The sequence below is a fragment of the Pseudomonas sp. CP4 genome (assembly GCF_047758505.1).
GTDB lineage: Bacteria > Pseudomonadota > Gammaproteobacteria > Pseudomonadales > Pseudomonadaceae > Aquipseudomonas > Aquipseudomonas fluorescens_AO.
In genome coordinates, this window is the sequence record NZ_CP180489.1 from 2,170,522 (window position 1) to 2,195,776 (window position 25,255).

23 protein-coding genes are annotated in these 25,255 nt (G+C 59.5%); 13 read left to right on the plus strand and 10 right to left on the minus strand.

Going from position 1 to position 25,255, the window contains the following annotated elements; translation table 11 throughout:
* The first annotated feature begins 95 nt into the window (after positions 1–95).
* The gene (locus ACMYUN_RS09755; RefSeq protein WP_039759197.1) at positions 96–407 is read left to right on the plus strand and encodes a type II toxin-antitoxin system MqsR family toxin; all 312 of its coding nucleotides are present in this window, start codon (positions 96–98) and stop codon (positions 405–407) included.
* Positions 404–892: a type II toxin-antitoxin system MqsA family antitoxin gene (locus ACMYUN_RS09760; RefSeq protein ID WP_129999870.1), complete on the plus strand. Its 489-nt coding sequence runs from the start codon at positions 404–406 to the stop codon at positions 890–892. Before ACMYUN_RS09755 ends, ACMYUN_RS09760 begins: the two co-directional genes overlap by 4 nt.
* A 62-nt stretch (positions 893–954) precedes the next feature.
* Here the strand turns inward: ACMYUN_RS09760 and ACMYUN_RS09765 are convergent, their stop codons facing one another.
* From ACMYUN_RS09765 to ACMYUN_RS09780, 4 genes are all read right to left on the minus strand, one after another.
* The gene (locus tag ACMYUN_RS09765) at positions 955–1,719 is read right to left on the minus strand and encodes an amino acid ABC transporter ATP-binding protein (protein ID WP_016771581.1); all 765 of its coding nucleotides are present in this window, start codon (positions 1,717–1,719) and stop codon (positions 955–957) included.
* 13 nt (positions 1,720–1,732) lie between these two features.
* Entirely contained in the window at positions 1,733–2,827 is a 1,095-nt protein-coding gene (locus ACMYUN_RS09770) for an amino acid ABC transporter permease (RefSeq protein WP_039759200.1), read from the minus strand.
* A gap of 10 nt (positions 2,828–2,837) precedes the next feature.
* Positions 2,838–4,019 carry an amino acid ABC transporter permease gene (locus ACMYUN_RS09775; RefSeq protein WP_329515924.1) on the minus strand — a complete coding sequence of 394 codons (1,182 nt, stop codon included), beginning with the start codon at positions 4,017–4,019 and terminating at the stop codon, positions 2,838–2,840.
* Between the two features lie 66 nt (positions 4,020–4,085).
* Positions 4,086–5,117 (minus strand): amino acid ABC transporter substrate-binding protein, encoded by a 1,032-nt coding sequence (locus ACMYUN_RS09780; RefSeq protein WP_016771583.1) that lies wholly within the window; start codon positions 5,115–5,117, stop codon positions 4,086–4,088.
* Between the two features lie 468 nt (positions 5,118–5,585).
* Here ACMYUN_RS09780 and ACMYUN_RS09785 point away from each other — a divergent pair, with 468 nt between their 5' ends.
* The 5 genes from ACMYUN_RS09785 (at position 5,586) to ACMYUN_RS09805 (ending at position 10,862) form a co-directional block, all read left to right on the plus strand.
* The gene (locus tag ACMYUN_RS09785) at positions 5,586–6,242 is read left to right on the plus strand and encodes an alpha/beta hydrolase (protein ID WP_039759204.1); all 657 of its coding nucleotides are present in this window, start codon (positions 5,586–5,588) and stop codon (positions 6,240–6,242) included.
* A 96-nt stretch (positions 6,243–6,338) separates the two neighbouring features.
* Complete coding sequence (gene rhlB / locus ACMYUN_RS09790) at positions 6,339–7,817, plus strand: ATP-dependent RNA helicase RhlB (RefSeq protein WP_039759207.1); 1,479 nt, start codon at positions 6,339–6,341, stop codon at positions 7,815–7,817.
* 117 nt (positions 7,818–7,934) lie between these two features.
* Positions 7,935–8,879, plus strand: coding sequence for an ornithine cyclodeaminase family protein (locus tag ACMYUN_RS09795; protein ID WP_415763581.1), 945 nt, complete (start codon positions 7,935–7,937; stop codon positions 8,877–8,879).
* A gap of 144 nt (positions 8,880–9,023) precedes the next feature.
* Complete coding sequence (locus ACMYUN_RS09800; protein ID WP_415763582.1) at positions 9,024–10,151, plus strand: NAD(P)/FAD-dependent oxidoreductase; 1,128 nt, start codon at positions 9,024–9,026, stop codon at positions 10,149–10,151.
* Positions 10,152–10,235: 84 nt separating this feature from the next.
* Positions 10,236–10,862 (plus strand): transcriptional regulator, encoded by a 627-nt coding sequence (locus tag ACMYUN_RS09805; RefSeq protein WP_016771588.1) that lies wholly within the window; start codon positions 10,236–10,238, stop codon positions 10,860–10,862.
* A 101-nt stretch (positions 10,863–10,963) separates the two neighbouring features.
* Here the strand turns inward: ACMYUN_RS09805 and ACMYUN_RS09810 are convergent, their stop codons facing one another.
* The 6 genes from ACMYUN_RS09810 to ACMYUN_RS09835 all read right to left on the minus strand — a co-directional run bounded on the left by ACMYUN_RS09810 (position 10,964) and on the right by ACMYUN_RS09835 (position 16,217).
* Positions 10,964–11,740 carry an ABC transporter substrate-binding protein gene (locus tag ACMYUN_RS09810; RefSeq protein WP_415763583.1) on the minus strand — a complete coding sequence of 259 codons (777 nt, stop codon included), beginning with the start codon at positions 11,738–11,740 and terminating at the stop codon, positions 10,964–10,966.
* A gap of 276 nt (positions 11,741–12,016) precedes the next feature.
* Positions 12,017–12,469 (minus strand): molybdopterin synthase catalytic subunit MoaE, encoded by a 453-nt coding sequence (moaE, locus tag ACMYUN_RS09815; RefSeq protein WP_016771590.1) that lies wholly within the window; start codon positions 12,467–12,469, stop codon positions 12,017–12,019.
* Between the two features lie 2 nt (positions 12,470–12,471).
* A complete protein-coding gene (locus ACMYUN_RS09820; protein WP_415763584.1) occupies positions 12,472–12,714 on the minus strand; it encodes a MoaD/ThiS family protein in 243 nt (80 codons plus the stop codon).
* Positions 12,711–13,184 carry a cyclic pyranopterin monophosphate synthase MoaC gene (gene moaC, locus ACMYUN_RS09825; RefSeq protein WP_415763585.1) on the minus strand — a complete coding sequence of 158 codons (474 nt, stop codon included), beginning with the start codon at positions 13,182–13,184 and terminating at the stop codon, positions 12,711–12,713. The genes ACMYUN_RS09820 and moaC overlap by 4 nt, the downstream gene beginning before the upstream one ends.
* 176 nt (positions 13,185–13,360) lie before the next feature.
* Positions 13,361–14,755, minus strand: coding sequence for a PhoH family protein (locus tag ACMYUN_RS09830; protein WP_415763586.1), 1,395 nt, complete (start codon positions 14,753–14,755; stop codon positions 13,361–13,363).
* A 337-nt stretch (positions 14,756–15,092) separates the two neighbouring features.
* A complete protein-coding gene (locus ACMYUN_RS09835) occupies positions 15,093–16,217 on the minus strand; it encodes a polysaccharide deacetylase family protein (RefSeq protein WP_039759221.1) in 1,125 nt (374 codons plus the stop codon).
* Between the two features lie 325 nt (positions 16,218–16,542).
* Here ACMYUN_RS09835 and yaaA point away from each other — a divergent pair, with 325 nt between their 5' ends.
* The 6 genes from yaaA to ACMYUN_RS09865 all read left to right on the plus strand — a co-directional run bounded on the left by yaaA (position 16,543) and on the right by ACMYUN_RS09865 (position 25,233).
* Entirely contained in the window at positions 16,543–17,322 is a 780-nt protein-coding gene (gene yaaA, locus ACMYUN_RS09840) for a peroxide stress protein YaaA (RefSeq protein ID WP_076565964.1), read from the plus strand.
* 809 nt (positions 17,323–18,131) lie between these two features.
* Positions 18,132–19,448: a nucleotide sugar dehydrogenase gene (locus ACMYUN_RS09845; RefSeq protein ID WP_039759224.1), complete on the plus strand. Its 1,317-nt coding sequence runs from the start codon at positions 18,132–18,134 to the stop codon at positions 19,446–19,448.
* Between the two features lie 99 nt (positions 19,449–19,547).
* Positions 19,548–21,029: a mannuronan synthase gene (gene alg8 / locus ACMYUN_RS09850; RefSeq protein ID WP_161806094.1), complete on the plus strand. Its 1,482-nt coding sequence runs from the start codon at positions 19,548–19,550 to the stop codon at positions 21,027–21,029.
* A 35-nt stretch (positions 21,030–21,064) separates the two neighbouring features.
* Entirely contained in the window at positions 21,065–22,234 is a 1,170-nt protein-coding gene (locus ACMYUN_RS09855; protein ID WP_024011680.1) for an alginate biosynthesis protein Alg44, read from the plus strand.
* 9 nt (positions 22,235–22,243) lie between these two features.
* Positions 22,244–23,755: an alginate biosynthesis TPR repeat lipoprotein AlgK gene (algK, locus tag ACMYUN_RS09860; protein WP_415763587.1), complete on the plus strand. Its 1,512-nt coding sequence runs from the start codon at positions 22,244–22,246 to the stop codon at positions 23,753–23,755.
* Positions 23,752–25,233: an alginate export family protein gene (locus ACMYUN_RS09865; RefSeq protein ID WP_016771599.1), complete on the plus strand. Its 1,482-nt coding sequence runs from the start codon at positions 23,752–23,754 to the stop codon at positions 25,231–25,233. Before algK ends, ACMYUN_RS09865 begins: the two co-directional genes overlap by 4 nt.
* Positions 25,234–25,255 lie beyond the last annotated feature (22 nt).

Here is a 25,255-nt window from a genome sequence, read left to right on the forward strand (position 1 = left end):
CCACCTAGGGTCAATCGGAGACACATGGAGCGGCATTTTCGATTGGTCAAAATTACCCTTTAAGGGTAATTTCAGGGACAGGGTTTTGGCTTCTTATGGAAAAGAACACACCCCATTACGATTTGGGAGCGGTGAAACAAGAGGTCATCAGGCTGGGCGCGAAAGCTTTTACAGGAACTGCGATGAGCTCGGGCAAACGCATGGGGTTAAACCTGAAACGAATGCAGCAGGCTATCTGCTTGCTGGAGCGCCGGATGTTCTACAAGTCCATGACTTGCTACACCAATCACCGAGACTGGCAGGACGTTTACCACATTGGACTTTACGACGTGGAGCTGTACATAAAAATCACCTACTGCCCCAACGGCGGTCCTCCCGTGATCTCTTTCAAGGAGAAGAACCTATGAATACACGGCAATGCATGAGCTGTGGCACCCAAGATGCGATGCAGCATTTCGAACGTCGCAGTATGACTGTCGACTACAAAAACGTCTCACGTCGGGTGCACGACATTGCAGGATGGGAATGCAAAGCCTGCGGTGAGATCATTTTTGATAACAACACTGACAGCGCCGAACGCTATTGCGACGCCGGCGATAAATTGCTCGAAGAGTGCTTACAAGTGATGGGCGCCGAGATGAAACGCATCCGCCGTAAATTACATCTCACCCAAAAAGAGGCAGTCAAATTGCTATCGGGTGGAGGGCACAACGCTTTTTCCCGCTACGAACGCGGCGAGCTTCCACCGCCTCAACCCTTGTTCAATCTTATGCGCCTGCTGGATCGTCACCCTCATCTGCTCGCCGAAATACAGGCGATGAACGAAGGCACTGACTTGCGGCGGCTGCTGACCGCGCGCTTCCCGGAGCAGGAGACGGCACCGGTGTCCTGAGAAAATCAGAAAAAAATAAACCCGGGAACTCAGCCCGGGTTTATCTCACTGCGAGGCTTCGATCAATGCAAAATCTGACTCAAGAACAACTTGGTCCGGTCATTCTGCGGATTGTCGAAGAAGTCATTCGGCGCCGCCTGCTCAACGATTTCGCCCTTGTCCATGAAGATCACGCGATTGGCCACGGTGCGGGCGAAGCCCATTTCGTGGGTCACGCAGAGCATGGTCATGCCGTCTTCGGCCAGACCGATCATGGTGTCGAGCACTTCCTTCACCATCTCCGGATCGAGTGCTGAAGTCGGTTCGTCGAACAGCATGATTTTCGGCTTCATGCACAGGGCGCGGGCAATCGCCACACGCTGTTGCTGACCGCCGGACAGTTGCCCCGGATATTTGTGCGCCTGCTCCGGAATGCGTACGCGTTCCAGGTAGTGCATGGCAATTTCTTCGGCCTTGCGCTTGGGCATCTTGCGCACCCACATCGGCGCCAGCGTGCAATTCTGCAGAATGGTCAGGTGCGGGAACAGATTGAAGTGCTGAAACACCATGCCGACTTCGCGGCGGATCGCTTCGATCTGCTTGAGGTCGTTGGTCAGTTCCACGCCATCGACGACGATGCGGCCCTGCTGGTGCTCTTCCAGACGATTCAGGCAACGAATCGTGGTGGATTTACCGGAGCCCGACGGGCCACACAGGACGATGCGCTCGCCCTGTTTGACGTTGAGGTTGATGTCCTTGAGTACGTGAAACTGGCCGTACCACTTGTTCACGCCCTGCATCTGGATGATGCCTTCCGGACCCACAGGCTTTTTGATTGCTTCGCTCATTTACAGAGAACTCCTAACGCTTGTGGCCAGTGTCGAGCTTGCGTTCCAGATGCATGGAATAGCGCGACATACCAAAACAGAAAATCCAGAACACCAGGGCGGCAAACACGTAGCCTTCGGTGGCCATGCCCAGCCATTTCGGGTCGGCGGCGGCTTGCTTGACGCTGTTGAGCAGGTCGAACAGACCGATGATGATCACCAGGCTGGTGTCCTTGAACAGCGCAATGAACGTGTTGACGATGCCCGGGATCACCAGCTTCAGCGCTTGGGGCAGAATCACCAGGCCCATCGACCGCCAGTAACCGAGGCCCATCGCGGCAGCCGCTTCGTACTGCCCTTTGGGAATCGCCTGCAGGCCACCGCGCACCACTTCGGCGACGTAGGCCGACTGGAACAGGATCACCCCGATCAGCGCCCGCAGCAGCTTGTCGAAGTTCATGCCTTCGGGCAGGAACAGCGGCAGCATCACCGAGGACATGAACAACACCGTGATCAACGGCACGCCACGCCAGAACTCGATGAAGGTCACGCAGACCACACGAATCGCCGGCATGTTCGAACGCCGCCCCAGCGCCAGCACGATGCCCAGCGGCAATGCTCCGGCGATGCCGACGGTGGCGATCACCAGCGTCAGCATCAGGCCGCCCCACTGACTGGTCGGCACGGTGGTCAGACCGAAACCGCCATGCAGCAAGGTGAAGGCGATGATCGGGTACACCACCAGGAAGCTCAGGCCGTACACCGCTTTACGCGGCATGCGCGAGATGAACAGCGGTGCTGCGCCAATGACCGCCAGCCACACGGTCAGGTCCACGCGCCAGCGCAGCTCGGTCGGGTAGTAGCCGTACATGAACTGGCCGAAACGCTGCTGAATGAACACCCAGCAGGCGCCTTCCTTGGTGCAGTCGGCGCGGGTGGTGCCGACCCAGTTGGCATCGACAATCGCCCAACTCAGGATCGGTGGCACGACCAGGTAGATCAGGTAAAACGCGAACAGCGTCAGCAGGGTGTTGAGCCAGCTGGAGAACATGTTCGCGCGCATCCACGCCACCACACCGATGCTGCTGTTGGGTGGAGGCATGTCGGGTTTGAAAGTATGAGTACTCATGCGCTTTTCCTTACCGCTCGATCAGCGCAATGCGCTTGTTGTACCAGTTCATCAGCAGGGAAATGCTGATACTGATCGCCAGGTACACGCTCATGGTGATGGCAATCACTTCGATGGCCTGCCCGGTCTGGTTGAGCACGGTGCCGGCGAACAGCGAAACCATTTCCGGATAACCGATACCGGCGGCCAGCGAGGAGTTTTTCGCCAGGTTGAGGTATTGGCTGGTCAGCGGCGGAATGATCACGCGCAGGGCTTGCGGGATGATCACCTTGCGCAGGGTCGGGCCGTTGCGCAGGCCAAGCGAACGCGCCGCTTCGGTCTGGCCGTGGCTGACCGACTTGATCCCGGAACGCACGATCTCAGCGATGAACGCTGCGGTGTACACAGTGAGTGCCAGGGTCAACGCCAGCAGTTCCGGGATCAGCACCCAGCCGCCGACAAAGTTGAAGCCCTTGAGCTCGGGCATTTCCCAGTGCAGCGGAGCACCGAAAATCAGCGCGCACAGGGTCGGGATCACCAACAGAATCGCAAGGCCGGTCCAGAACTTGTGGAACGGTACGCCGGTTTCTTCGAAGCGCTTGTTGGCCCAGCGGCACATCAGCACGATGCCGACGATCGCCAGCACGATGCTGACCACGAAGGCCCAGAAACCGTCGGCAGCCAGTGCGGCCGGCATGTTCAGGCCACGGCTGCTGACGAAGAAGGTGTCGCCAAAGTTGTGGCTGTTGCGCGGCCCCGGCATGGTCAGGAACACCGCGAAGTACCAGAACAGGATCTGCAGCAGCGGCGGAATGTTGCGGAATACTTCCACATACACCGTCGCCAGTTTGGCGATGATCCAGTTCTGCGACAGCCGCGCCACGCCGACGATGAAACCGAGGATCGTCGCCAGGATCACGCCGATAAAAGTCACCAACAGGGTGTTGAGCAGGCCGATGACAAACACCCGCGCGTAGCTGTCCGCTTCGGTGTAGTCGATCAGGTGTTGAGCGATGCCGAACCCGGCACTGCGCTCCAGAAAGCTGAAACCGGAAGTGATGCCCCGGTGCTGAAGGTTGGTTTGGGTATTGTCGAACAGGTACCAGCCAAGCGAGACCACCGCCACAACGGTGATGATCTGGAATAGCCACGCACGCACTCGTGGATCGCTGAGGCTGAGCCTCTGCTTTGGTGCGCCGATTGAATTTTGCATGAAGTGCCCCGGAAGAAATGGAACAAGAACATCACCCGGCGGTTGGCCCGCCGGGCGATAGAACCATTAGCGCACTGGTGGTGCGTACTGAATGCCGCCGTTGTTCCACAGGGCGTTCAGGCCACGGTCGATTTCCAGCGGAGTGCTCTTGCCGAGGTTTTTCTCGAAGATTTCACCGTAGTTGCCGACTTGCTTGACGATCTGCACAACCCAGTCTTTCGGCAGTTTCAGGTCTTTGCCGTATTCGCCGTCAGCGCCGAGCATACGGGCCACGTCCGGGTTCTTGGTCGACTTGGCTTCAGCTTCGACGTTCTTCGAAGTGATGCCGGCTTCTTCGGCGTTGAGCAGCGCGTAGCCGACCCAACGTACGATGGCCAGCCACTCGTCGTCGCCGTTACGCACGACCGGACCCAGTGGTTCTTTGGAGATGGTTTCCGGCAGCACCACGTAGTCCTTCGGCGAAGCCAGCTTGCTGCGCTGGGCGAACAGCTGGGACTTATCGGAAGTCAGCACGTCGCAACGACCGGATTCCAGCGACTTGGCGCTTTCATCGGAGGTGTCGAAAGTGATCGGGGTGTATTTCAGACCGTTGCCACGGAAGTAGTCGGAAACGTTCAACTCGGTGGTGGTACCGGCCTGGATGCAGATGGTCGCGCCGTCGAGCTCTTTGGCACTTTTCACGCCCAGCTTGTTGTTTACCAGGAAGCCGATGCCGTCGTAGTAGGTGATGAAGCCCGGGAATTTCAGGCCCATGCCCGCGTCACGGGAGCTGGTCATGGTGGTGTTGCGCGACAGGATGTCGATCTCGCCGGATTGCAGCGCGGTGAAGCGCTCCTTGGCGTTCAACTGGCTGAACTTGACCTTGTTGGCGTCGCCGAAAACAGCAGCGGCCACAGCGCGGCAGACGTCGGCATCGATGCCGAGGATCTTGCCGGTCGCATCCGGTACCGAGAAGCCCGGCAGACCGTCGCTCACGCCACACTGCACGAAACCTTTTTTCTGTACCGCATCCAGGGTTGCACCCGCCTGAGCGAACCCGCTGACGCCGAGTACTGCTGCTGCAGTCACGACTGCCAGAGTGGATTTCAACATCTTCATTCAAACCTCCAGTTTTGCTCTTGTTGTGTCGGAGCTTGAGTCCTGTCGCACCCTTTTGAGGCGTTGCTGACCCGTGTTGGCTTTTTTTGGGGTCAACCGACGTAGGACCTTCGCTATGAGTCTAGTAGGAGAGAATCCACATCATGGATCACTCACTTCTCACCAATCGGCCGAACGGGCTGTGGCCCTTTCACGTTCGTTAAGCCCGTAGCGGCCATTGGCGAACATCCATCACCGGATTCGTTGCTGTCCCATCGCGCGACGTAGACTGATAGTGTTACCGCCACGCGTAGGACGCTTCGTACGCAATCCTCCATAGCAAAGGCCGTACCACACTGCTTGCCAAAGTGATTGCGCGACACGTCAATAGCTAAACTTGTAACCTTGCGACATCTTGTTAACGGATCAACCGGGCGCGCACTTCAATCACGCACTCAATGAGAGCGCCCGCACATTTTTGGAGCAGACATGACCGAGCCCTTGATTCTTCAGCCTGTTAAGCCCGCAGACGCCTGCGTGATCTGGCTGCACGGCCTCGGCGCCGACCGCTATGACTTCCTGCCGGTAGCCGAGGCGTTGCAGGAAAGTCTGCTGAGCACACGCTTTGTGCTGCCGCAGGCACCGACCCGTCCTGTGACGATAAATGGCGGATATGCCATGCCCAGCTGGTACGACATCAAGGCCATGAGTCCGGCCCGAGCGATCGATCGCGACGAACTGGAAGCCTCGGCGGATCGCATCGTCGAACTGATCGAAAACGAGCGCGCCAGCGGAATAGACGCCTCGCGGATTTTTCTTGCCGGGTTTTCGCAAGGCGGCGCGGTGGTACTGCACACCGCTTTTCTGAAATGGCAGGGACCGTTGGGTGGGGTGCTGGCGCTGTCGACTTACGCACCGACTTTCAGCGATGAACTGGAATTGTCCGCCAGTCAGCAGCGCATTCCGGTGCTGTCGCTGCATGGCCAGTTCGATAACGTGGTGCAAAACTCGATGGGCCGCAGCGCTTATGAGCATTTGAAGAAGCATGGTGTCACCGTGACATGGCAGGAATACCCAATGGAGCACGAAGTGTTACCTGAAGAGATTCGCGACATCGGCGTCTGGCTGAGCGAACGCCTGCGCTGATTGGCGAGTGATGTCCGCCCATTGATCCCTCCTACTACGCCGCGCCCGATTCTTGCATTACACTGGCCGGCGTACATTCCTTAACCAACTGATGAGATGACCGTGCTCAAAGCACTCAAGAAAATGTTCGGTAAAAGCGAGGCTGAGCAGCTCGCGCCAGTTCCCAGTGCGCCGTCGCACGCCCCCGGTCATCGCAGCGATGCCCCGCAGGTCGACCGCCCCGCTCCCGTAGCGACACCGAAGCCAGAAGAAAAACCTGCTGCGGCCGCACCAATCGCTGCAGAGCCTGTGCGCAGCGAAGCGCCGAAACCGGCCAGACCGCGTCGCGAACCGAAGCCCAAGGCACCGGTCATTCCGTGGAAACTCGAAGACTTCGTCGTCGAGCCACAGGAGGGCAAAACCCGCTTTCACGATTTCAAACTTGCCCCCGAGCTGATGCACGCCATCCAGGACTTGGGCTTTCCGTACTGCACGCCGATCCAGGCGCAGGTGCTGGGCTTCACCCTCGCCGGCAAAGACGCCATTGGCCGCGCGCAGACCGGCACCGGCAAGACTGCCGCATTCCTGATCTCGATCATTACCCAGTTGCTGCAGACGCCGCCACCGAAAGAGCGCTACATGGGCGAACCGCGTGCGCTGATCATCGCGCCGACCCGCGAGCTGGTGGTGCAGATCGCCAAGGACGCCGCTGACCTGACCAAGTACACCGGCCTCAACGTGATGACGTTCGTCGGCGGCATGGATTTCGACAAACAGCTCAAGCACCTCGAAGCGCGCCACTGCGACATTCTTGTTGCGACGCCGGGGCGTTTGCTCGACTTCAACCAGCGCGGCGACGTGCATCTGGACATGGTTGAAGTGATGGTGCTGGACGAAGCCGACCGTATGCTCGACATGGGTTTCATCCCGCAGGTACGGCAGATCATTCGCCAGACCCCACCGAAGTCCGAACGCCAGACTTTGCTGTTCTCGGCGACCTTTACCGAAGACGTGATGAATCTGGCCAAGCAATGGACCACCGATCCGGCCATCGTCGAAATCGAAATTACCAACGTCGCCAACGAGAACGTCGAGCAGCACATCTACGCCGTGGCCGCTGCCGACAAATACAAGCTGCTCTACAACCTGGTCAACGATAACGGTTGGGAGCGGGTCATCGTGTTTGCCAACCGCAAGGACGAAGTGCGCCGCATCGAAGAGCGCCTGGTGCGTGACGGCATCAATGCCGCGCAACTGTCTGGCGACGTGCCGCAGCACAAGCGCATCAAGACCCTGGAAGGTTTCCGCGAAGGCAAGATTCGCGTGCTGGTGGCCACTGATGTCGCCGGCCGCGGCATCCACATTGATGGCATCAGCCACGTGATCAACTTCACCCTGCCGGAAGTCCCGGACGATTACGTGCACCGTATCGGCCGTACCGGTCGTGCTGGCGCTGACGGAGTGTCGATCAGCTTTGCCGGCGAGGACGACTCCTACCAGTTGCCGTCGATCGAAGAAAAGCTTGGTCGCAAGATCAGTTGCGAAACGCCGCCAACGCATCTGTTGCGCGCGGTTGAGCGCAAGCGTCCACAGTAAGCGCCACGAAATGAAAAAGCGCAGCCGGCAACGGACTGCGCTTTTTTTACGCCTGATGGTTGCCCATCTAAACTAAAAGTCCATAATGGAAAAATAAGTTTAGATTTGGAGCGCAAAATGTCTGGTACGCCTTACGTCATCGATCAGGCGCAGGCCCGGGATCTGCTGGCGCGCATCGATGTGCCGCAGATCCTGCGCAAGCTGTTCCGCGATCTGGCGGCCGGTAACGCCGTGCAGCCAGCACAGCAAGTGGTCGAGTTCCCGCAGGGTGCCGGCGACTTCATCAACTATTTGGGCGTGCTGGCAGAGGATGGTGTCTACGGAGTGAAGACCTCGCCGTACATCGCGCGCGAGCAGGGTGCGCTGGTGACGGCGTGGACTTTGTTGATGTCGATGAAAACCGGCCAGCCGCTGCTGCTCTGTGACGCCAGCGAACTGACCACCGCGCGTACCGCCGCGACCACGGCAGTGGCGGTCGACGCCCTCGCCCCGTTGAATGCCCAACGACTGGCGATCATCGGCAGCGGGAAAGTTGCTCAGGCGCATCTGCATTACGTCAAAACCTTGCGCGACTGGCAAAGCATCAGCGTGTACTCGCCGTCGCTGCCGGAAGATCCTGAGACACAGGCCGTATTGAGGACCATCGCGCCGCAAGTGAAGATTTCCGACAGCCGCGAGTCCGCCATTGCCGACGCGGAGGTGATCATGCTCTGCACCTCGTCGGCCGGGCCGGTGATTGATCCTGCAACGTTAAGCAAACCGGCGCTGATCACCTCGATCAGCACCAACGCCCCGCGCGCCCATGAAGTACCGCCGCAAAGCCTCAACGACATGCAGGTGTTCTGCGACTATCGTCTGACCACGCCGGGTTCGGCTGGTGAGATGCTGATTGCCGCCGAACAGCATGGCTGGAGCAAGGGTTCGATTGTCGGCGACCTCGCCGACTTGCTCAGCGAAAAAGTGCAGCGCCCGGGTTACGACCGTCACGTGTTCTTCCGTTCAATCGGCTTGGGCCTGGAAGACATTGCCCTCGCCAATGCGGTTTATCACTTAACCCACTAACGCCATAAATCCCCTGTGGGAGCGAGCCTGCTCGCGATGCGGTCTGACATTCACCGAAGATGTCGACTGATACACCGCTTCGCGAGCAGGCTCGCTCCCACAAGGGACTAGCGTACGCCTTGATATTGCGTACTGGAGACCTACATGAGCCACGCAGATTTCATCATCATCGGCGGCGGGATTGCCGGCGCTTCTACCGGGTTCTGGCTGGCGCCGCACGGCAAAGTGATCGTGCTCGAGCGTGAAACCCATCCCGGCTATCACTCCACCGGTCGCTCCGCCGCGCTGTACACCGCCGCCTACGGCACCGCACAGGTCCGCGCACTGACTCAGGCCAGCCGCGCGTTTTTCGACAGTCCTCCGAGCGGTTTTTGCGAGCACCCACTGCTGACCCCGCGCGGCGAAATGACCGTCGACTTCATCGGTGATCCCGCCGAACTGAACAACCAATACCTCAGCGCCAAAGCCACCGTGCCGCAGATGCAACTACTCAGCGCCGACGAAGCCTGCGCGCGCCTACCGATCCTGCGCCGGGAAAAAGTCCACGGCGCGATCTACGATCCATCGGCCTGCGACATCGACACCGACGCGCTGCACCAAGGCTACCTGCGCGGCATTCGGCGCAACCACGGCGAAGTCCGCACCGATTGCGAAGTGCTTGGCCTGCGCCGCGATGCCGATGGCCTGTGGCACGTGCAGACCAATGGCGAGTCTTTCAGCGCACCGGTCATCATCAATGCCGCTGGTGCCTGGGCCGACAGAGTCGGCGTTTTGGCTGGCGCGCAGCCGCTGGGTCTTCAACCAAAACGTCGTGCGGCGTTTATCTTTGCCGGACCTGAAGGCGTGGACACTCACCATTGGCCGATGCTGGTCAGCCTCGACGAGTCGTTCTACATGAAACCCGACGCCGGCATGTTCCTCGGCTCGCCGGCCAACGCCGATCCGGTCGAACCGCACGATGTGCAGGCGGAAGAACTCGACATCGCCATGGGTATTTATCAGATCGAAGAAGCCACCACGCTGACCATCCGCCGGCCGACGCGCACCTGGGCGGGCTTGCGCAGTTTCGTTGCCGACGGTGACCTGCTCAGCGGTTTCGATCCGCAGGTGCCGGGGTTGTTCTGGGTCGCCGCGCAGGGCGGTTACGGCATCCAGACGTCGCCGGCGATGGGCCAGGCCAGTGCGGCGCTGGTGCGCGGCGAGCCGCTTCCCGAGCACCTGCATGAATTCGGTCTGGACAGCGCCATGCTCTCCCCGGCCCGACTGGCTTGATCGCATCGACTCGCCCAAAAGATTGCGGCACACTCGCAGCGCCCCGGCACAAGGGGCGCTGACGCTGCCTGGAGCTCCACTGTCATGACTGCCCCCGAATTCGACCCGGCGCTGGATAACTTCCGCGCCATCGCCGACGCCATCGCCACGCTGTTCTTTCCCCACGCCGAGGTGGTGCTGCACGACCTGCGTACGCAGAAGGTCGACTACATTGCCAACAACCTGTCCAAGCGCGAGATCGGCGACGACTCGTCATTGGAAGACATGCTCAGCGAGGATGTCAGCGACAGGAATATCGGCCCGTACGAAAAGCTCAACTGGGACGGCCAGAAGATTCGCAGCCTGAGCACTGTGCTGCGCGACAGCGAAAGTCGTCCGCTGGCAGTGCTGTGCATCAATCTGAATATTTCCCTGTTCGAGAACGCCAAAGCGGCGCTGGATCTGTTTCTGTCACCGAGCAAACTGATTCCGCAGCCGGACTCGCTGTTCCGTGATGACTGGCAGGAACGCATCAACACCTTCCTCCACGCCTGGTTGCGCGAGCGGCAGCTGAGCCTGAACCTGCTGACCCGCGATCACAAACGCGAATTGGTGCTGGCGCTGCACGCCGAGGGCGCGTTCAAGGGCAAGAGCGCCTCGAACTATGTGGCCAATGTGCTGAACATGGGACGGGCGACGGTGTACAAGCATTTGAAGGAATTGAAGGGCTGAAGATTTGCATCGCTAGCGCTGGCCTCTTCGCGAGCAGACTCGCTCCCACATTTGGAATGCATTACCCCTGTGGTAGCGAGCCTGCTCGCGAAAGCGCTTGATCAATCGCCGTAGATATCAGCTTTGAAATACTTATCGGAAATCTTCTGATACTCGCCATTCGCGCGAATCCCGTCGATGGCGCTGTTCAACTGGCTGACCAGTTCGGCATTGCCCTTGCGCACGGCAATACCCGCGCCTTCACCGACGTACTTCGGATCCTTCAGCTCCGGCCCGACAAACGCATAGCCCTTGCCACGCGGCATCGACAGAAAGTCATTGAGCGGAATGGTGTCGGCGAAAATCGCATCGAGGCGCCCCGCTGCCAGGTCCATGTAGATCTCTTCGTTGTTGCTGTAGCGCTTGACGTTGATGCCCTTGGGTTCGAACACCTCGGTGGCGTAACGATCGGTGGTGGTCGCGCGCTGCACGCCGACGTTCTTGCCCTTGAGGCTGGCGTACTGGTCATCCACCGTGGCGCCCTCCTTCATGACCAGACGCGAGGAGGTGAAGTAGTACTTGTGGCTGAAATCCACCGACTTCTTGCGATCTTCGTTGATGGTCATCGACGACAGCGCCATGTCGATCTTCTTCACTTTCAGCGAAGGAATCAGCCCGTCGAACTCACCTTCAACCCACACGCATTTGACCTTCATCTGCGCGCATAGGGCATTGCCGATGTCGTAGTCGAAACCGACGATTTCACCCTTGTCGGTTTTCGACGCGAATGGCGGATAGGCCGCTTCGATGCCGATGCGCAGGGTTTTCTCGGCGGCGAATACGCTGGCGGAGGCCAACAGGCTGAGGGCCAGACCGGTGATGAGGGGGAATTTCTTCATGTTCGTTCTCTCGCGGGTTGTTGTAGGTTTGGCGAAGAAGAGCAGCTACAAGCGGCAAGCTGATAGCTGATAGCTGATAGCTGCAAGACAGAAGCATTTTTGTACTTGGAAATCCATACTGGACTCTCAGGTACAAATCGTCAATCGGGTAGAGAGGGGAGGGTTTTCGGTATTGCAGATGACGCCTTCGCGAGCAGGCTCGCTCCCACAGGGGAACGCATTTCAACTGTGGGAGCGAGCCTGCTCGCGAAGACTGACTAATGAGCAATACAGGGATTATTTTTTCCAGCGATCCGCAGCCGCATGATCACTGTCACGTCCTTCGACCCAACGTGGCCCGTCGCTGGTGTTTTCTTTTTTCCAGAACGGAGCGCGGGTTTTCAGGTAGTCCATGACGAAGGCGCAGGCGTCGAATGCGGCCTGGCGATGGGCGCTGGCGGCGCCGACGAAGACGATCGGTTCGCCCGGCTCCAGCGCGCCAATGCGGTGCAGCACTTCCAGCTTGAGCAGCGGCCAGCGCTGCTCGGCTTCGACAGCGATCTTGCCGAGGGCTTTTTCGGTCATGCCCGGGTAGTGCTCGAGAAACATCCCGGCCACGTCGAGCCCGTCGTTGAAGTCGCGTACGTAACCGACAAAACTCACCACCGCACCGACGCCGACGTTCGCCGCGTGCATGGCGTTGACTTCAGCGCCCGGATCGAACGGCGTGGCCTGCACGCGAATCGCCATGTTCAGCCTCCTGTCACGGTGGGGAAAAACGCCACTTCGTCGCCATCGGCCACTGGCTCGCCGAGCTGGCAGAGGTCTTCGTTGCGCGCGCACATCAGGTTCTGCTCGCTCAACACCTCGGCGCCATCACGTTGCGCCAACAGCTTGCGAACGTCATCGACGGTCGCGAAATCGCCTTCAACCTTCACCGAATCCACGCCCAGCGCTTCACGGTAACGAGCAAAAAACTTCACGGTCAGTTTCATGGCTGCTCCGCCTGGAAGTGGCCGCTTTTGCCGCCGACCTTTTCCAGCAGACGCACGCTTTCGATGGTCATGCCAGGATCCACGGCTTTGCACATGTCGTAAATGGTCAGGGCGGCGACGCTGGCGGCGGTCAGCGCTTCCATCTCGACACCGGTCTGCCCGGACAGCTTGCAGCGGGCGACGATGCGCACGCTATCTTCGCCTTCGGCGCTGAGTTCGACTTTGACGCCAGTGAGCATCAGCGGGTGGCACAGGGGAATCAGATCGCTGGTTTTCTTCGCCGCTTGAATCCCGGCAATGCGCGCGACAGCGAACACATCACCCTTGGGATGACCGCCGCTGACGATCATCTGCAGGGTTTCAGGGAGCATGCGCACCAGCGCTTGCGCGGTCGCTTCACGGAACGTCACGGCTTTTTCAGTGACGTCGACCATGTTGGCGCGACCTTGGGAATCGAGATGAGTCAGCACGAGGGCCTCCTTGAGGCAGCTGCGAGCGGCAAGCTACAAGCGGCAAGTTAAAGCGCGGTAGGCAGGCGTCAGGAAAGCTCGCATTTAAACAGCCGAAAGCCGCAAGCTTCAAGCGGCAAGTGAAGTTCACTCGGACCACTCGTAGCTTGCGGCTTGAAGCTTATAGCTGCTCCTCTTTAGAGATGCGATTCGGCGTATTCGGCCAGGATCGAGCGAGGCACGCCTTGCAGGGTGATGTGTACACCGTTGGGGAAGTCCTTGAAGCGTTCGGTCAGGTAGGTCAGCCCGGAGCTGGTCGCGGACAGGTACGGGGTGTCGATCTGCGCCAGGTTGCCCAGGCACACCACTTTGGAACCGGCGCCGGCACGGGTGATGATGGTTTTCATCTGGTGCGGCGTGAGGTTCTGGCATTCGTCGATCAGGATCAGGCTCTGCTGGAAGCTGCGACCGCGAATGTAGTTGAGCGATTTGAACTGCAACGGCACTTTGCTGAGGATGTAGTCGACGCTGCCATGGGTGTTTTCGTCATCCATGTGCAAGGCTTCGAGGTTGTCGGTGATGGCGCCCAGCCAAGGCTCCATTTTTTCCGCTTCGGTGCCGGGCAGGAAACCGATTTCCTGGTCCAGGCCCTGCACGCTGCGGGTGGCGATGATGCGGCGATAGCGCTTGCTGACCATGGTCTGCTCGATCGCAGCAGCCAGCGCCAGAATGGTTTTACCGGAACCGGCGGCGCCGGAGAGGTTGACCAGATGGATGTCCGGATCAAGCAGCGCGTAAAGCGCAAGACTCTGATAGATGTCGCGCGGTTTCAGGCCCCACGCCTCCTGATGCAGCAGCGGTTCCTGATGCAGGTCGAGGATCAGCAGGCGGTCTTCCTGGATTTCCTTGATCCAGCCGACAAAGCCCTGCTCGTCGATGATGAACTCGTTGATGTGCACGGCCGGCAGGTTGTCGATCAGTTGCACCTGATGCCAGGTGCGGCCGTGGTCCTGACGGGTTTCGACCTTGCTCACGCGGTCCCAGAAGGAGCCGGTCATGTTGTGGTAGCCGTTGGGCAGCAGGGACACGTCATCGACCAACTGGTCGGTGCTGTAGTCCTCGGCGTCGATGCCACAGGCGCGCGCCTTGAGGCGCATGTTGATGTCTTTGGTGACCAGCACCACCGGTTTCTGTGGATCGCGGGTGTGCAGATCAATCAGTTGGTTGATGATTTTGTTGTCGTTCAGGTGCTCGGGCAGAATCAGGTTCGACTCGGCCTGCTTGCTCATCAGAATTGACAGCAAGCCCTTCGGCCCGCCCTTGCCACGCTGGATCAGCACGCCCAGTTCGACGTCTTCGGGGGACGCATCGCCCAGGGTCTTGTCGATCAGACGGATCGCCTGGCGACATTCGGCGGCCACGCTGTGATGGCCGCTCTTGAGCTTGTCCAGCTCTTCCAGCACGGTCATCGGGATGGCGACGTGGTGTTCTTCGAAATTCAGCAGGGCATTTGGATCGTGAATCAATACGTTGGTATCGAGTACATACAGGATTGGCTGGTTGGAGGAAGGGCTGCGTCCGTGATCATCCATACTCGGTCACCTTTGTGGGAGCCATTCGACGCAATACCGTGACAGTGCTGCGCCTCGAGGTGACTGCCGAATTCATCCACGAGGGCCTGGATGAACTGCACACAATAGGAGTCTGGGAAGACGCCACCTGTGTTGCAGGTTTCGGCGGTCTGTCTTCGTAATACTCCAAAACCGATGACATAAAAAAGCACTTTGACGGTTTTTTTAAGTTTATTTTGCAGAGTGACGAAAAGCCCTTGGCGGACTCCCCGTACCCCGCTAAAGTCGGAAGTCCGCCTGCATCGAATTCCTCCTGAAAATCACCCCAAGCCCAATGTTTCCGGGCTTTTTGTCGTTCTCAACGAAACGCGTCCTGACAGTCTTCCCAGCCGATGCCGCTCTGCGCAGTCTGCGTGATCAGCCACGGCACGGACGTCTTCACCGCATCCTGTTTCATGTTGAAATTGATCACTCCGTGACGCCACAACAGCATCAGGGTCAGCACTCGCTGCGCGCTCGCCGGGCCCTTGAGCTTGCCGGCACCGTCCTGAGCATCAATGTCCCACAGCGCCACTTGCAGGCCCTGGCTATTGAAGAAACCTTGTGCGTCACTGCGGCGCTGACCATCCGGCGGACGGAATAGCGGCACATAGTTTTCCGGCAGTTTGTTTTTCACCAGGTCGGCGCTGCGCCGTACCGAATCCTGCCAGTCCTGCCAATGGCTATGGGAGCGGAACTCCCAGCCCTGCACGCCAACGCACTGCCGGGAGAAACTCGCCTGCAGGCTGCTGACCGAACGGCCGGCGAGTCGCGCCTGAATATCCTTGCCCAGCACAAAGAATGTCCCGCTCAGATTCGATTTGCGCAGGTACTCGGTCAGCCAGTCGGTGTTGTCCGGTTGCACGTTGGCGGCGCTGTCGAAGGTCAGCAAAAACAGCCGGTCATGCATCTCGTCGCCGTTGCGCTCGTAGTCGCCAAAACGATCGAATTCATTACTCGTTTGCGGTGACAGCGCGGCCTTGCGCATCAACTCGTCGAGGTACTGCAAATGGAAGATCCGGCTCGGCTCGGCCCATTTGGTGTAATAACTGTCGTCGCTGACCACGAACTTGGCCGCCTGTTCGCGCAGGGTAGGCAGGTCTTCGACGAGGAAACAGAATGAGGCGTCCTGATCGCAGCTTTGCTGGGCGTAATTGTAGTTGGCGAGCAAGCGCTGCCAGAGACGCTGACGCAGCTGATTGACCGCATCGATATTGACCGTGCGCAGACCCAGGCGCTGGGCCAGCGCCGCCTCGTCGATGGATTCGGTGCCAAGCAGGCCTCGAGCGAACATAAGGATTTCCGCCCGCGACGCGACGTCGAACAGGGTCGGATTGCTGAGCTGCTCCGGCCAGGTCGTGCGATCCAGCGTCGCCGCATCACCGGGTGCCGCGACGGCCGCGAAGCTCAGCAGCCACGCGGTGAATAAAAGAACAATGCGCAAAGGGATGTCTCCATAACAAAACCCGCGCGGCACTATAGCTGATCCTGTCCCATTCCCCGCAGCCACACCTATACCCTGTGGATCGTTCCCACGCTCTGCGTGGTAACGCCTCCCCGGACGCTCCGCGTCCGACGACTGTAACGCAGAGCGTCATGGGCTGCATTCCCACGCGGAGCGTGGGAACGATCATGTGAATCCGCTTTCGCGAGCAGGCTCGCTCCCACAAGGGGTCTGAGTTAAGCCGTCGATCACCTATGGGCTTGATAGCTGGAGTCAACAAGGACAACCCCCTAGAATCGCCCCCACGATTAAAGGAGACGACTTCATGCTGATGGTGATTTCCCCCGCCAAGACCCTCGACTACGAAACACCGCCGGCGACCCAGCGCTTTACCCAGCCGCAGTACCTCGACCATTCCCAGGAACTGATCCAGCAGTTGCGCGAGTTGAGTCCGGCGCAGATCAGCGAGTTGATGCACGTGTCCGACAAGATCGGTGGCCTCAATGCCGCGCGATTCGGCAGCTGGACGCCAGCCTTCACACCAGAGAACGCCAAGCAGGCGCTGCTCGCATTCAAAGGCGATGTGTACACCGGTCTCGACGCGCAGTCCTTCAGCGAAGCGCAATTCGATTACGCGCAAAAGCACCTGCGCATGCTCTCCGGCCTTTATGGCCTGCTGCGGCCGCTGGACCTGATGCAACCCTATCGCCTGGAGATGGGCACCAAACTGGCCAACGGCCGCGGCAAGGATCTGTATGCGTTCTGGGGCACGCGCATCAGCGAGTGGCTGAATGAAGCGCTGGCCGAGCAAGGCGATGACGTACTGCTCAACCTTGCATCCAACGAATACTTTTCTGCGGTCAAGCGCAGCGCGTTGAAGGCGCGGATCATCAATACCGAGTTCAAGGATCAGAAGAACGGCCAGTATAAGATCATCAGTTTCTACGCGAAGAAAGCGCGCGGTCTGATGAGCCGATTTGTGATCCAGGAACGCATCAACGACCCGGCTCAGCTCAAGCAATTCGATGTGCAGGGTTATCGCTACAGCGCCGAGCAATCGAAACCCGACAACCTGGTGTTTTTGCGCGACCACGCCCCGGAATAAAGCATGCCCTTTGCACGACTCTTTTCTTCGGGAGTCGTGCAGTCCGCCCGAAGTCAAAATCCCCCCGCGACATATCGCCAAATTCATGGCGCCAATAAAACAACACTCCATTTTCTAATTTTAGTTTCACTCGACACTGAAGTTTTTTTTCAGTAGTGGCACCTAAATTTTTTACCCGTAGTGGCGCAAAACTATCGGCCCCGGTTTCGCCCCGATAACTAAAGGACGAAATCGTTAGTGCTATCAAATTGCACCCAGTGCCATCTCCACCAATATTTCAAAAAATTTCGGCTGGCACGATGAGTGGGCTGGAACTATGTCCAAATGCGTTGCTCATACCACCGGTAACGATTCTCGGCGAGTTTGTACGAGATAACTTACGCAGAGCAGATAGCCATGTAACCAAGTTGTCACAGCAACTTGCCTGAGTGACTAACGAGTCTCAAAACAATCGAAGGACAGGAGATACGCACCATTAATATCCCCTACAAAGGCCAAGGCCGCGCCCCTATAAACGTGCTCGCCTGAGCACCTAACTGCTTGATTTACCGGCTCCCTACCGGACGTCGAGCAGGCTACACGACTGCACTAGAGTCTTCCTGCACGGAAGATCGGCTGCATAACAGGGCAAGTCATAACAACAAGGCCTAGTTGCGCACATCTTGAGTGCACTTATTAGACACTCGGAACTTTGTATGCCTGCACACGGCATTGCGGCGCCTGTAAGCCGCACTTCCGAGTGCACTAGTGACCGCTGAACACCATTAACTCCGGCCTTCTAAGGCCTGATATATACAGAGGTAATTGCGATGCGCATCAGCATATTTGGTTTGGGTTACGTTGGCGCAGTATGTGCCGGTTGCCTGTCTGCACGTGGCCATGACGTAGTTGGCGTCGATGTTGCCAAAGACAAGATCGACATGATTAACGACGGCCGATCGCCAATCGTTGAACCGGGCCTGGGTGAACTTCTGCAACAGGGTATTCAGACCGGTCGTCTGCGCGGCACGACCAACTTCGCCGAGGCGATTCGTGATACCGACCTGTCGATGATCTGCGTCGGCACGCCAAGCAAAAAGAACGGCGATCTGGAACTGAACTACATCGAGGCGGTGTGCCGCGAGATTGGTTATGTCCTGCGCGAAAAAACCACCCGTCACACCATCGTCGTGCGCAGCACCGTGCTGCCAGGCACTGTGGCCAACGTGGTGATTCCGATTCTGGAAGACTGCTCGGGCAAAAAGGCCGGCGTCGATTTCGGCGTTGCGGTCAACCCTGAATTCCTGCGTGAATCCACCGCCATCGCTGACTATGATCACCCGCCAATGACTGTCATCGGCGAGTTCGACACCGCGTCGGGCGACGTTCTGCAATCGCTGTACGAAGAACTCGACGCACCGATCATCCGCAAGGACATCGCCGTTGCCGAGATGATCAAGTACACCTGCAACGTCTGGCACGCGACCAAAGTGACCTTCGCCAACGAGATCGGCAACATCGCCAAAGCCGTGGGCGTCGATGGCCGTGAAGTGATGGACGTGGTTTGCCAGGACAAGACCCTGAACCTGTCCCAGTACTACATGCGCCCGGGCTTCGCCTTCGGCGGCTCGTGCCTGCCGAAAGACGTGCGCGCGCTGACCTACCGCGCTGGTTCCCTGGACGTCGAAGCGCCGCTGCTCAACTCGCTGATGCGCAGTAACGAATCGCAAGTGCAGAACGCCTTCGATATCGTCGAAAGCCATGAAAAACGCAAAGTCGCCCTGCTCGGTCTGAGCTTCAAGGCCGGCACCGACGACCTGCGCGAAAGCCCGCTGGTCGAACTGGCGGAAATGCTGATCGGCAAGGGTTACGACCTGAGCATCTACGACAGCAACGTCGAATACGCCCGTGTCCACGGTGCGAACAAGGACTACATCGAATCGAAGATTCCGCACGTGTCGTCCCTGCTCAACTCCGACTTCGACTCGGTGATCGACAACTCCGACGTGATCATCCTCGGCAACCGCGACGAGAAGTTCCGTTCGCTGGCCCAGGAAGCGCCACAGGGCAAGCAAGTCATCGACCTGGTGGGCTTCATGTCCAAGTCCACCAGCGCCGGTAGCCGCACCGAAGGTATTTGCTGGTAACGCAGCCCCAAGCGACAAGCGTCGAGCTGCAAGTCAACGCGATTGGCTTGCAGCTTGAAGCTTGCAACTTGCAGCTTCCCTTACCTTCGGATGACGGTTATGACCAAGCTCAAACATTTTTTTCTGCAATCAGCCGGCTGGCTTTTTTATCTCAGTCTGCTGATGGGCCTGGCCTTGATGCTGCCCACGTCCACATTCGACTCCGAGTCGAAGGACTTCATTTTCCTGATTGGCGCCGTGGGTATCTGGCGCTACTCGATGGGTGCAACGCACTTTGTGCGCGGCATGATTTTTCTCTACATCGTTTACCCGCACCTGCGTCGCAAAGTACGCAAGTTGGGTAAAGCGGCCGACCCGTCGCATGTGTTTCTGATGGTCACCAGCTTTCGTATTGACGCGCTGACCACCGCGCAGGTCTACAGCTCGGTGATCCGTGAAGCCATCGATTGCGAACTGCCGACCACCATTGTCTGCTCGATCGTGGAAATGTCCGACGAGTTGCTGGTCAAGGCGCTGTGGGCGCGGATGAATCCGCCGGAGCGGGTCAAGCTCGACTTCGTGCGCATTCCCGGTACCGGCAAGCGCGATGGCCTGGCCTTCGGTTTCCGCGCGATCTCCCGTCACCTGCCGGACGACCGTGCCGTGGTCGCGGTGATCGACGGCGACACCGTGCTCGGCGAAGGCGTCGTGCGCAAGACCGTGCCGTGGTTCCAGCTGTTCGGCAATGTCGGCGGCCTGACCACCAACGAGTTCTGCGAAGTGCGCGGCGGCTACATCATGAGCGAATGGCACAAGCTGCGTTTCGCCCAGCGCCACATCAACATGTGCTCGATGGCCCTGTCCAAGCGCGTGCTGACCATGACCGGGCGGATGTCGGTGTTCAAAGCTTCCGTAGTCACCAATCCGGAATTCATCGCCGACGTTGAAAGCGACTCGCTGCAACACTGGCGTCTGGGCCGCTTCAAATTCCTGACCGGCGACGACAAGTCGAGCTGGTTCAGCCTGATGCGCCTGGGTTACGACACCTTCTACGTGCCGGACGCCGCGATCAATACCGTTGAGCACCCGCCGGAAAAGAGCTTCATCAAGGCCAGCCGCAAGCTGATGTTCCGCTGGTACGGCAACAACCTGCGCCAGAACTCCCGCGCACTGGGTCTGGGTATCCGCCGCCTCGGCGTGTTCACCTCGGTGGTGCTGTTCGACCAGCGCGTGTCGATGTGGACTTCGCTGCTCGGCCTGACCGTCGCACTGATCGCCAGCTTCAAGTACGGCACCGCGTTCATCCTCGTGTACCTGCTATGGATCGGTATCACCCGCCTGATCCTGACGCTGTTGCTGTCGTGCTCCGGTCACCGCATCGGCCCTGCTTACCCGGCGATTCTGTATTACAACCAGATCGTTGGCGCCCTGGTGAAGATCTACGTGTTCTTCCGCCTCGACCAACAATCCTGGACTCGCCAGCCCACATCCCTGACCCGTGATCTCGCCAGCTTTCAACGTTGGTTCAACACCTGGTCGTCTCGGACCATGACCTTCTCCGCCGGCAGCATTTTTGTCGCCGTGCTGCTGATGATGGTCTGACCCGCTCCTATTGAATTAACAAGGAAATCGCCCCTATGAATACCGCCGTCAACGTCAACGTAGTGCATGAATCCGAAGCCCAGCGCCAGCACGCTCGCGTGAAAATCCCGGCCAAGCTGCGTTTCTTCGGCCCTGACCGGACGCCACTCGAAGCGCGCGTCCTCGATCTGTCGGCTGGCGGTCTGGCGTTCAACGCCGGGCAGATGCCGCTGACCATCGGCGAGGTGTACAAGGCGCGTCTGCAATTTGTCATCGACAACCTCGGCCTGGCCATGGACGTTGAACTGCAGGTGCGTTCCTTCGATCGCGCCACCGGCCGCGCCGGCTGCCAGTTCCAGAACCTTGAGCCGCAGGACATTTCCACCCTGCGCCACCTGATCACTTCGCACCTGGCCGGCGACATCGTCAGCATCGGCGAAGTACTGGCGACCCTGCAGCGCGACAACTTCACCAAGGCGCGCAAGAACAAGACCAATGACACCGGCATGACCCCGTTCGGCCGTCTGAAAGCCGTGACCTTCAGCGCCGGTATTTTCGCCGTTGGCCTGGTCGCTGCCGGTTTCATCTTCAAGTCGGTGTACGGCATGTACTTCGTCAGCCACGCCCAGGCCGGTCTGGTCAGCGTGCCGGGGATGAACATCACCATGCCGCGTGACGGGACCGTGCAGAGCCTGGTCAAGTCCGACGGCGTTGCCGCCAAAGGCGCCCCACTGGCGACCTTCAGCACCAGCATGCTCGACGTACTCAAGGGCCATCTGGCCGAAGACCAACTGGCCCCGGCCAAGGTTGAAGAACTGTTCGGCAAGCAAATGACCGGCACCCTGACCTCGCCGTGCGATTGCACCGTGGCCCAGCAACTGGTGGCTGACGGTCAGTACGCGAGCAAGGGCGACGTGATCTTCCAACTGGTGCCGCGCAACACCCAGGCCAACGTTGAGGCACGCTTCTCCTATCGCCAGTTCGGCGACGTCCGCCCGGGTACTCCGGTGAGCTTCCAGATCGCCGGCGAAGACAAGACCCGCACCGGCAAGATCGTCAGCAGCACCAGCCTGAAGAGCGCCGACCTGTCCTCCGACATTCGCGTACAGATCCAGCCAGACGAGCCGCTCGACAGCAGCCTGGCCGGCCGCCCGGTGGAAGTGAACAGCGACCGTGGCCCGAACCTGAACTGGCTGATCGACAAAGCCATGGCTGCCGGTCTTTAAGTCGAGGACATGCCTGTGACTACTCCACCCATCTCAAGCACACCACAAACCCTGTGGGAGCGAGCTTGCTCGCGAATGCATTCTGACATTCAGCCTCAGTGCCGACTGACACACCGCTTTCGCGAGCAAGCTCGCTCCCACATGGGGTCAGTGTGCGCATTGGCATTGGCAGTGAGTCTGGCCGGTTGCGCCGGGCTGCCCGACCAGCGTCTGGCCAACGAAGCGCTCAAGCGTGGCGACACTGCCACCGCTGCGCAGAATTACCAGCAACTGGCCGATCTGGGTTACAGCGAGGCGCAAGTCGGCCTGGCCGATATCCAGGTCGACAGCCGCGACCCGGCGCAGATGAAACAGGCCGAAGCGACTTACCGCGCAGCGGCCAGTGTGTCGCCGCGTGCCCAGGCACGTCTCGGTCGCCTGCTGGTGGCCAAGCCCGGGTCCACCGAAGCCGAGCATCACGAAGCCGAAACCCTGCTGAAAAAAGCCGCTGCCAATGGCGAAGGCAATACGTTGATCCCGCTGGCGATGCTGTATCTGCAATACCCGCACAGCTTCCCCAATATCAACGCCCAGCAGCAGATCGATCAGTGGCGCAAATCCGGTTACCCGGAAGCGGGTCTGGCGCAGGTGCTGCTGTATCGCACCCAGGGCACCTACGACCAGCACCTGGATGACGTGGAAAAGATCTGCAAGGCCGCGCTCAACACCACCGACATCTGCTACGTCGAACTGGCCACCGTCTACCAGAAACGTGGCCAGCCGGAGCAACAGGCCGAGCTGATCAAGCAGATGCAGGCCGGTTACAGCCGTGGCACCGTCACTGCGCAGCGTGTCGACTCCGTGGCCCGCGTGCTGGCCGACTCGACCCTGGGCAAGACCGACGAAAAAACCGCGCAGTCGTTGCTCGAGCCGATCGCTCCGGGCTACCCGGCGTCGTGGGTCACCCTCGCGCAATTGCTTTACGACTTCCCCGAACTGGGCGACGTCGACCAGATGATGAAGTACCTGGACAACGGCCGCGCCGCCGACCAGCCGCGCGCCGAACTGCTGCTGGGCAAGGTCTACTACGAAGGAAAACTGGTTCCGGCTGACGCGAAAGTTGCCGAGGAACACTTCCAGAAAGCCGTTGGCCGCGAAGTCGCCGCCGATTACTACCTCGGCCAGATCTACCGCCGTGGCTACCTGGGCAAGGTCTATCCACAGAAGGCTCTCGACCACCTGCTGACCGCTGCGCGCAATGGCCAGAACAGTGCCGACTTCGCCATCGCCCAGCTGTTCTCGCAAGGCAAGGGCACCAAGCCCGACCCGCTGAACGCCTACGTGTTCAGCCAATTGGCCAAGGCCCAGAACACCCCGCAAGCCGATGAACTGGCAGCGACCCTCGAGGCGCAACTGCCGCCCGAGCGCCTGCCCGAAGCCCGCCGCCTGTTGCAACAGGAACAGGCCAGCCGTGGCGCCCTGAACTCGAACACGCTGCAACTGCACGCCCTGCAAGAAGAAGACGGCGAGGAAAAACTATGAAGCTGAACCCATTCGTGAAGGCCGGTATTGGCCTCACCTTCGCGCTGCTCTGGTCTTGCCCGACACTGGCTGCGATGACTGAAAGCAAGAACTTCGGTCTGGAAGTGAAACTTACCGGCCAGTCCGAAGACGACCGCGACCTCGGCACTGCCGGCGGCGGCGACGTCAACGGCGTGGGCCTCGACCTGCGTCCGTGGATCTACGGCGAAAGCGGCGCGTGGAGCGCTTATGCGATGGGTCAGGCGGTGACCTCGACCGACATCATCGAGACCGACACCCTGCAGCAATCGGACGGCGAACAGACCACCGACAGCGGCGATCGTGAAACCAAGAAAAACTATCTGGCGATGCGCGAATTCTGGGTCGGCTACAGCGGCTTCACGCCCTACCCTGGCGAGATCCTCAAGTTCGGTCGCCAGCGTCTGCGCAATGACGACGGCCAATGGCGCGACACCAACATCGAAGCGCTGAACTGGACCTTCGATACCACACTGCTGCGCGCCAATGCCGGTGTTGCCGAGCGTTTCAGCGAATACCGCACCGACTTGAAAGAGCTGGCACCGAAAGACAAGGATCGCCTGCACGCCTACGCCGACGCCGCTTACCAGTGGACGCCAGGGCAGTGGGTCGGCATTCGCGGCCACCACACTCACGATGACGGCAAACTCGATTACGCCGAGCCGGGCGTCCCGCGCGATTCGCTGGACAAGACCGAGAACGGCGACATCAGCTGGATCGGCCTGACTGCCGACAGCGACGCCTACAACTGGCGCAACACCAACACCGTCAACTACTGGGGCAGCATCACCGGCATGAGCGGCGACCGCGACACGGTCAATGCGCTGAACGCCGACGGCACGCGCCCGACACAAGCCAAGCGCAGCGATGACATCAGCGGCTGGGCAGCCGATGTCGGCGTGCGTCTGCGCCTCGATCCGCAGTGGCAAGTCGGCGGTGCCTACGCCCGCGCCAGTGCCGATTACGAGCAGAACGGTCTGGAGAGCAACCGCTCCAACTACACCGGTACCCGCTCGCGCGTGCACCGTTTCGGCGAAGCGTTCCGTGGCGAAATGAACAACATGCAGACCGCCACCCTGTTCGGTTCGTGGATGGTCAACGACGAGTACGACGCCAGCCTGATCTACCACAAGTTCTGGCGTGTCGACGGCAACAAGCCGGTCGGCAGCAACGGCATCAACGCGGTGGAAAACAACACCGACGACGTCACCGGCGCGATCCTCTCCAGCACCTCGCTGCCGCTTGAAGATGGCAACAAGGACCTGGGTCAGGAAATGGACCTGGTCGTCACCAAGTACTTCAAGCAAGGCCTGTTGCCGGCGGCGTTGAGCCAGTCGATCGACGAGCCTTCGGCACTGGTGCGTTTCCGTGGCGGTGTGTTCAAACCGGGCGATGCCTATGGCAGCCAGGTTGATTCCTACATGCACCGCGCATTCATTGACGTGATCTGGCGCTTCTGATGCAAACCGCCAAGGGAGTGCC

What these genes read in the sequence shown, in the direction of transcription:
- ACMYUN_RS09775 (WP_329515924.1), bottom strand. Translation starts at nt 4,019, where the DNA reads ATGCAAAATTCAATCGGCGCACCAAAGCAGAGGCTCAGCCTCAGCGAT.
- ACMYUN_RS09765 (WP_016771581.1), bottom strand. Translation starts at nt 1,719, where the DNA reads ATGAGCGAAGCAATCAAAAAGCCTGTGGGTCCGGAAGGCATCATCCAG.
- ACMYUN_RS09865 (WP_016771599.1), top strand. Translation starts at nt 23,752, where the DNA reads ATGAAGCTGAACCCATTCGTGAAGGCCGGTATTGGCCTCACCTTCGCG.
- ACMYUN_RS09770 (WP_039759200.1), bottom strand. Translation starts at nt 2,827, where the DNA reads ATGAGTACTCATACTTTCAAACCCGACATGCCTCCACCCAACAGCAGC.
- ACMYUN_RS09810 (WP_415763583.1), bottom strand. Translation starts at nt 11,740, where the DNA reads ATGAAGAAATTCCCCCTCATCACCGGTCTGGCCCTCAGCCTGTTGGCC.
- ACMYUN_RS09755 (WP_039759197.1), top strand. Translation starts at nt 96, where the DNA reads ATGGAAAAGAACACACCCCATTACGATTTGGGAGCGGTGAAACAAGAG.
- ACMYUN_RS09795 (WP_415763581.1), top strand. Translation starts at nt 7,935, where the DNA reads ATGTCTGGTACGCCTTACGTCATCGATCAGGCGCAGGCCCGGGATCTG.
- ACMYUN_RS09805 (WP_016771588.1), top strand. Translation starts at nt 10,236, where the DNA reads ATGACTGCCCCCGAATTCGACCCGGCGCTGGATAACTTCCGCGCCATC.
- ACMYUN_RS09785 (WP_039759204.1), top strand. Translation starts at nt 5,586, where the DNA reads ATGACCGAGCCCTTGATTCTTCAGCCTGTTAAGCCCGCAGACGCCTGC.
- ACMYUN_RS09760 (WP_129999870.1), top strand. Translation starts at nt 404, where the DNA reads ATGAATACACGGCAATGCATGAGCTGTGGCACCCAAGATGCGATGCAG.
- alg8 (WP_161806094.1), top strand. Translation starts at nt 19,548, where the DNA reads ATGACCAAGCTCAAACATTTTTTTCTGCAATCAGCCGGCTGGCTTTTT.
- ACMYUN_RS09845 (WP_039759224.1), top strand. Translation starts at nt 18,132, where the DNA reads ATGCGCATCAGCATATTTGGTTTGGGTTACGTTGGCGCAGTATGTGCC.
- algK (WP_415763587.1), top strand. Translation starts at nt 22,244, where the DNA reads ATGCCTGTGACTACTCCACCCATCTCAAGCACACCACAAACCCTGTGG.
- ACMYUN_RS09800 (WP_415763582.1), top strand. Translation starts at nt 9,024, where the DNA reads ATGAGCCACGCAGATTTCATCATCATCGGCGGCGGGATTGCCGGCGCT.
- ACMYUN_RS09820 (WP_415763584.1), bottom strand. Translation starts at nt 12,714, where the DNA reads ATGAAACTGACCGTGAAGTTTTTTGCTCGTTACCGTGAAGCGCTGGGC.
- rhlB (WP_039759207.1), top strand. Translation starts at nt 6,339, where the DNA reads ATGACCGTGCTCAAAGCACTCAAGAAAATGTTCGGTAAAAGCGAGGCT.
- moaE (WP_016771590.1), bottom strand. Translation starts at nt 12,469, where the DNA reads ATGGCGATTCGCGTGCAGGCCACGCCGTTCGATCCGGGCGCTGAAGTC.
- ACMYUN_RS09830 (WP_415763586.1), bottom strand. Translation starts at nt 14,755, where the DNA reads ATGGATGATCACGGACGCAGCCCTTCCTCCAACCAGCCAATCCTGTAT.
- ACMYUN_RS09855 (WP_024011680.1), top strand. Translation starts at nt 21,065, where the DNA reads ATGAATACCGCCGTCAACGTCAACGTAGTGCATGAATCCGAAGCCCAG.
- yaaA (WP_076565964.1), top strand. Translation starts at nt 16,543, where the DNA reads ATGCTGATGGTGATTTCCCCCGCCAAGACCCTCGACTACGAAACACCG.
- ACMYUN_RS09780 (WP_016771583.1), bottom strand. Translation starts at nt 5,117, where the DNA reads ATGAAGATGTTGAAATCCACTCTGGCAGTCGTGACTGCAGCAGCAGTA.